Genomic DNA, 7,036 nt, shown 5'->3' on the forward strand with positions numbered 1-7,036 from the left:
ATTGCTATATCAGGCAAGTCCTATTGTCAATAGGCTTTGAGACGCGCTAACCCTGGAGGAAGAGTATAGTAAACCTTATTATTTTCAATTCTCACCTCTTTTGGTAAAGCTCCATTGGGAAGTTTACCTCCCAAAAATGTTTTCCAACCTGCAATGAGGTAACGGTAAACAATCGATTCAGTGTCAAACTCAGGGGGTTTCAATAAGCGAAGTTCCCCTTCAAAACAATCTTCATTAAGAGTTATTTTCTCAGGAGTAAAATGTAATTGTACTTGAATTTTATTGTATTCTATTGTTGCAATAAGTCCCTCTTCAGAGTGTGGTTTTAAACTTTTTAATTGCTCAACTCTAGATTCGGCTTGTTGACAGAGAAGTGAAACCATTCTTTTTGTCAAAGTCAACTGTTTAGTGCCTGAGCTAAACATAATGTATTCTTCTAGGCTTCTTTTTAGAAATTGCCTAGACTCCTGAAATGCCGCTGTAATCTTTCCAAACATAATGCTCTCCGAGAAATATTTACGTTCCCATTTATAAGTATTCCCATAGAATTCAGTGAAAGCATTATAATCGGACGACGATTTCTTTAAATTGGCTTTCTAAACCTATACAAATTTGTCTTGTTATATTGTTGATTTGTCAGATTACTGAATTATTAAAGCCTTCTAAGGGAACAGTTCAGCGTAGGGCTAAGTTATAGAGATAACCTAAAAATTCCAACTTATCTAATTATCTGATTTACAACAGATGTACTCTGAATACGCCATTTACCTCCTTGTCGAATCAAATCATACCGAACTCGCAAATTATCGTTAGAAGAGTTTTTAAACTGACCATTTTCATATAACTGCGTCGCTTCCTTCACCGTAGCTACTACTGCGGCACGATCTGCAAATAACTCAATTTTCTCTACAGATTCCACCTTTACGCTATGGTCGTACTTGCGATAATGGTTGTCTGACCTATCCTGTTGAGCAATCAGCCGCCATTGAGACAAAGCTGAACCAGTTAAAATCTGCTCTAAATTATTAATCTCATGATTCGGTCCTAAAGCTTCAGCTTTGGTAGATAGCCAAGTCCGAATCACTTCTTCTGCTGTTGCATCTGTTAAAGGGCCATCTGTTGCTTGTGGTTTACTATATGGATCGGGAATAGGTATTGGTGGTTGATTTATTTGTACAAACAACTGGAAAACAGGTACAGACTGTGTAGGAAAAAACAGATTTTTTAACCATCCAAAAGTCGTTGTGGCTAATACCCAGAAAACTAATATACTCACCAAAGAAATAAACACTCTCCATACCAGGCGTGTTTTCCCTTCGATGGTGTTGGCAAAGGTTCGCCGCCGCCGGGGACGACGAGAATGAGGACGATTATCTGGCACACGCTCTCGGATAGCAGATGGAGTAGGTTTTCTCCGCCGCCGCTTTTGGTTACGACTGGGTGTAACACTTTTAGCTGAACCGTTCAAATCCTGATTAGTGCCTCTGCTCGTCCGTTCAGCAGCAGGAACCTCTGATTTTACACTCCCAGATGAATTCCACATAGGTGGTGAGAAGTTTGAATATTCGGGTGTTTCTGGCAAATCTAGGTCAGGTGTTCTGCTGTGATTAAATTTCCCGGAATTCCTAGTTGAATTGTTGGGGAAAGGCGAATTATTTGTCTGGGGCTTGGGAAAATACTGGGGGTTAATTACAGCCCATTCATTAGTTGTTTCTGCATCAGTTGGCAGTGCTTCTAAATAAGCTTGTACCTGTTGGTTAGCAAAGTAATCTTTTAGGAAAGCTTGCTGGTTTGCTAAATCTCGAAAATGGGGAAATACTTCGTGTTGCAACCACTGTTCTGCATATAGACACAGCCCCGGTAACAAATCTGGAGAGTCTTGAGATTTTTCCCGAATAAAAGCTAAAGCTTCGTACTCCTGACTAAGTTCTAAAACACGAGTTGCCTCTTCAGTTTGTCCCAAGAGTAAGGCACAAAGCGACTGTTCTAAATGTACATCTTGGCGCTTGCCCAGACGGATGAGCATTTGCCTTGCTTGACGAATTAAAGCAGGTTGCCGTTGAGCAAATCCCCGTGCTATCAAGGCATAAACAGCCAAGTAAGTGGCAACAGCAGAAGGACGTTTGCTTTGGGCTTCAAATAACTTGTGCTGCTCGGCAACTGTTAAGTGGTTGCGTAACTGCTGGATAAATCGCAAAAAGTCATCTATATTTAAACCAGAGTCATCATTGTTCGTGCCATCAATGCCGCCCCGATCTTCTAAGAGGTTTTGCAATAATTCCAAACCTTGGCTTCGTTCGGCAGTCTTTTCTTGAGGTAGTGCCAGCAACTCCAAAATTCGATATGGTCGCAATTTGTAAAGATCCGCCTGAATTTCTGCCTGAACACTGGCGAACAACCCTTCGCGTACGAGCAATTCTTGACCAGTTTCTAGAGATATGGCGGCATTCTCATAGTGACCTTGCTGCCACTGTTCGCGACCCAATTCTAGACAGGCAAGGGCAACAGTGAGAACAACATCTGGATGTTCAGCACTTTCGTGTATTTCTTCGTCTGCTAGATTATTGCCCTTTCTTGCACTTGTAGCACCATTTTTATTTACCAGGTACGGACGACCTAATTTCAGTACAAGTTCGTATTCCCCCAACTCTTGCAAAATTAATAAAGCGCCAACTAATTCTTCTTGGGTAATTTCGATACCCAAACTCTGGGTGTCACTACCCCTTTTGGTGCTTTCTGGACGATTTTCCAGTGCTACTGCGGCAGCAGCAAGGTTATCAGGGTCATAGGCGTGGGCAAGATAAAGCTGATCGTAGGTACTGCGTTGTTTTGGATCTGATAAAACCACGTAAGCTTCTTCTATGAGTTGTTTGCGAGAAGAAATTGCAGCCTGAGAATACTCACGTCGTGGCAATTGTACAATGCGATCGCTGTATGCCTGACGCAATTGTTCTTCACTTGCCGCCAACGGTAGTCCTAAAATTCGGTAGTAATCTAGCGGAATTCGCACAGCCTACTTCCCCTGCACCGTGATCAACATAATTCACCTAGAGCGTTCCAGGCCTGTAAAACCGTGCCATAAAAATGCCGTTTAGAATTTACTCTACAAGTGTATATTGCAACAACTTGTTTTGTAACTTCCCGAAATTTTGAGTCACATTTTAGTACTAATTTTTTGCTTTCGCCTAGAAAGCCTCAATTTTTTGTTTTAATTCTTAGTATTTTTGTTTAACACAACTATTATCAACCTTCGATACCACAAACCACAACTACCGCTTTTAATGACGGCATAATTGTTGTGGTTGCAAGAATCTATTGATGATTGATTTTTTCGGGACTTTCCCACTAGTAGGTTAATAAAATACTACTATTGGGAGTTGACCCTGATAACAGGAGAAGAAAAGCATATCATAATTTACCTTTAATTACAATTACCTATTTGGGTATATAGACTTTTGCCTCCTTTTTTTTAAATTGTTAATGGATATGCAGAAAGCAGTCTATCTTGATTGCTAGTCTATGAAGGGGAATAGTGAGAGAGAAAAACCCAAAGCGGCAGATATTGCCGTTAGAGTCAAATCCTCACGGGGCATGATCTGAAAAATTAAAAATTAAAAATTAAAAATTCAGCCATTCCCTAAGATCCTTTTTTGGTGCATAAATAAAGTTTGATTGTTGAGTCTTGCAAACGCTAGCCTGTTAAAAGCTGAGGTGTTATCAGACCAACTTATTTAAGACCGTAACTTTAAGTTCTACAACAGGGATACTCAAAAATAATGGTTCAAGAGCGTACTTTACCCACTTTTAATCCTGCTACTACGCACATTACTAAGGAAGAAGGATTACGGTTGTATGAGGACATGGTGTTAGGGCGCTTGTTTGAGGACAAGTGCGCTGAAATGTACTACAGAGGCAAAATGTTTGGTTTTGTCCATTTGTACAACGGTCAAGAAGCCGTTTGCAGTGGTGTTGTGCAGTCAATGCGACCGGGTGAAGATTACGTTTGTAGTACTTACCGCGACCATGTTCATGCTCTGAGTGCGGGTGTACCAGCAAGAGAGGTAATGGCAGAATTATTTGGCAAAGCCACAGGTTGCAGCAAAGGGCGAGGTGGTTCTATGCACATGTTTTCTGCCGAACATCGCTTGCTGGGTGGCTATGCTTTTGTGGCTGAGGGAATTCCTGTGGCAGCTGGAGCAGCTTTTCAAAGCAAATACCGCCGCGAAGTGCTGGGAGATCAAAATGCTGACCAAGTGACAGCTTGCTTTTTTGGCGACGGTGCAGCTAACAACGGTCAGTTTTTCGAGACGCTAAATATGGCAGCTCTATGGAAACTGCCAATTCTGTTTGTGGTCGAAAATAATAAGTGGGCCATTGGTATGTCTCACGAACGAGCGACTTCCCAGCCAGAGATTTATAAAAAAGCCAGTGTGTTTAACATGGTGGGCGTGGAAGTAGATGGCATGGATGTACTAGCAGTCCGAGCCGTAGCCCAAGAAGCTGTAGCTCGTGCCCGTGCAGGTGAAGGGCCAACATTAATTGAGGCGCTTACCTACCGCTTTCGGGGTCACTCTTTGGCTGACCCAGATGAAATGCGAAGCAAAGCTGAGAAAGAATTTTGGTTCGCCCGTGACCCAATTAAAAAGTTGGCAGCTTATTTGCTGGAGCAAAACCTAGCGGATGAGGGGGAAATCAAAGCCATTGACCGGAAAATTCAGGATGTAATCGACGAGGCAGTTAAATTCGCCGAAAGCAGCCCTGAACCAGACCCCAGTGAGTTATATCGTTTCGTGTTTGCAGAAGACGAATAAGTTTTGGGACTGGGGACTGGGGACTGGGAAAGAGTTATTTTAATCCTAATCCCTAATCCCCAATCCCCAATTAGAACTAAACTTGTGTTTACCATTGCAGTTGAACAGCAACAATACAAAACCTACATCCTTTCAGATGAAACCGCTGGTTCTCAACTGGAAGTTGTCCCAGAACGTGGTGGTATCATCACTCGCTGGCGTATACAGGGACAAGAAATTTTCTACTTGGACACTGAACGCTTTGCTAATCCTGATTTGAGTGTCAGAGGTGGGAATCCTATTTTGTTTCCCATCTGCGGTAATATACCAGATAATACTTATACTCATAATGGGCAGCAGTATACTCTCAAACAACACGGTTTTGCTCGCGATCTACCGTGGGAAGTAACTGACCAAGTAACTCAAGATCAAGCTAGCTTGACCCTCGTCCTCAATAGCAACGAGCAAACACGAGCAGTTTATCCTTTTGACTTTCAAGTGCTGTTCACTTACGAACTCCAAGGTAATACCTTAGAAATTCGGCAGCAGTATAAAAATCTTTCATCGACATCACTGCCCTTTTCTACGGGCTTCCATCCTTATTTTCTGACCGATGATAAAGCTGGGTTAGAGTTTGAAATTCCTTCCCTACAGTATCAAGACCAAAGAACCAAAGAAATTCACCCCTTCAATGGTAATTTTGACTTTAGCCTCGATGAAATTGATGTTGCCTTTAAGCAGTTAACCAGACAATCCGCCGCTGTGACAGACAACAGCCGCAAGTTAAAACTGACTCTCGATTATGGCAATGAATACCCGATTTTGGTATTTTGGACGCTCAAAGGCAAAGAATTCTACTGTCTTGAACCGTGGAGCGCTCCCCGTAACTCCCTGAACACTGGTGAAAACTTGACTGTGTTAGAACCAGGAGCCAGCTACACCACATCTGTACGGTTAACGGCAGATTTTTTCTAAACCCCTTTACAAATCTACAGATACATATGCTATGATGGCAAAGTTGCGAAATGCAGCGAAAGGGTCGCTAACTCAACGGTAGAGTACTCGGCTTTTAACCGATTAGTTCCGGGTTCGAATCCCGGGCGACCCATATAGAAGTTTATTAGATGGCATGAAAGAGCGATCGCTCCTTTTGATTAATTGCAGGAAGGATCATTTTGGATACTGGGATACCAGAGCTACTAATTGTAGGGTAGCTAAATGTACAGCAATACAGAGCAAGTATGGGGCATAGTACAGCAGTAGAGAGCAAGTATAGAACATATTTATAGTAACTATGGCGTAAACTTTTTCAACATAGACACACGACACTAGTTATAATTTCCTATAAGTTGAAAAAACTCTTAAGATTTAGCGTAATAATTACGCTTCTCTCACACAGACTAGCTGACAACCACATTAGGAGGATTATCTATGGCGCTTGTACCACTGCGGCTGCTGTTGGATCACGCAGCTGAAAACGGTTACGGCATCCCAGCTTTCAACGTTAACAATTTGGAGCAGATTCAGGCGATCCTGAAGGCTGCTGTGGAGACAGATAGCCCCGTAATTTTACAAGCTTCACGCGGCGCTCGTAATTATGCAGGAGAAAACTTTCTCCGCCACCTGATTTTGGCAGCGGTAGAAACCTATCCTCACATTCCCATTGTCATGCACCAAGATCATGGTAATGCCCCTGCTACCTGTTACTCAGCAATTAAGAACAACTTCACCAGCGTGATGATGGATGGTTCTTTAGAAGCTGATGCTAAGACCCCTGCTAGCTTCGAGTACAACGTTAATGTTACCCGCGAAGTTGTAAATGTAGCTCATGCTTTGGGTGTCAGCGTTGAAGGTGAACTCGGTTGCTTGGGTTCTCTAGAAACTGGTGCTGGTGAAGCTGAAGATGGTCACGGGTTTGAAGGTACACTCGACCACTCTCAACTGTTAACTGACCCTGATGAAGCTGTTGACTTCGTAGAAGCAACCCAAGTAGATGCTTTGGCTGTTGCCATCGGCACAAGCCACGGTGCTTATAAGTTTACTCGCAAGCCTACTGGGGAAATTTTGGCAATCAGCCGCATTGAAGAAATTCACCGCCGTTTGCCCAATACCCACTTGGTAATGCACGGTTCTTCTTCTGTACCTGAAGATTTGCTTGCACTGATTAACCAGTATGGTGGTGCAATTCCTGAAACCTACGGTGTACCTGTAGAAGAAATCCAAAAAGGTATTAAGAGTGGTGTACG

5 protein-coding genes and 1 tRNA gene are annotated in these 7,036 nt (G+C 42.7%); 4 read left to right on the forward strand and 2 right to left on the reverse strand.

Annotation, left to right across the window (positions count from 1 at the left end; translation table 11 throughout):
• Nucleotides 1-26: 26 nt before the first annotated feature.
• Together HWQ44_RS28160 and HWQ44_RS28165 are read right to left on the reverse strand one after the other, a co-directional pair.
• Nucleotides 27-497, reverse strand: a complete 471-nt coding sequence (locus tag HWQ44_RS28160) for a hypothetical protein (RefSeq protein ID WP_292725280.1) — start codon at nt 495-497, stop codon at nt 27-29.
• 221 nt (nt 498-718) lie between these two features.
• The gene (locus tag HWQ44_RS28165) at nt 719-3,010 is read right to left on the reverse strand and encodes an IMS domain-containing protein (protein WP_292725281.1); all 2,292 of its coding nucleotides are present in this window, start codon (nt 3,008-3,010) and stop codon (nt 719-721) included.
• 766 nt (nt 3,011-3,776) lie between these two features.
• On the opposite strand from HWQ44_RS28165, the gene pdhA reads away from it, so the two are divergent.
• From pdhA to fba, 4 genes are all read left to right on the forward strand, one after another.
• On the forward strand, nt 3,777-4,811 hold the full coding sequence (gene pdhA, locus HWQ44_RS28170; protein WP_292725282.1) for a pyruvate dehydrogenase (acetyl-transferring) E1 component subunit alpha: 1,035 nt from the start codon (nt 3,777-3,779) through the stop codon (nt 4,809-4,811).
• A gap of 84 nt (nt 4,812-4,895) precedes the next feature.
• Entirely contained in the window at nt 4,896-5,765 is an 870-nt protein-coding gene (locus HWQ44_RS28175) for an aldose epimerase (RefSeq protein WP_292725283.1), read from the forward strand.
• 61 nt (nt 5,766-5,826) lie between these two features.
• Nucleotides 5,827-5,898, forward strand: a tRNA-Lys gene (locus HWQ44_RS28180).
• Nucleotides 5,899-6,221: 323 nt separating this feature from the next.
• The coding region (gene fba, locus HWQ44_RS28185) for a class II fructose-bisphosphate aldolase (protein ID WP_292725284.1) at nt 6,222-7,036 on the forward strand (815 nt) is incomplete at its 3' end.

The sequence above is a fragment of the Nostoc sp. JL34 genome (assembly GCF_017114945.1).
Taxonomy (GTDB): Bacteria; Cyanobacteriota; Cyanobacteriia; order Cyanobacteriales; family Nostocaceae; genus Nostoc.

Bases quoted from the DNA above. Each gene is read 5' to 3' on its own strand.
- HWQ44_RS28160 (WP_292725280.1), bottom strand. From the start codon at position 497: ATGTTTGGAAAGATTACAGCGGCATTTCAGGAGTCTAGGCAATTTCTA.
- pdhA (WP_292725282.1), top strand. From the start codon at position 3,777: ATGGTTCAAGAGCGTACTTTACCCACTTTTAATCCTGCTACTACGCAC.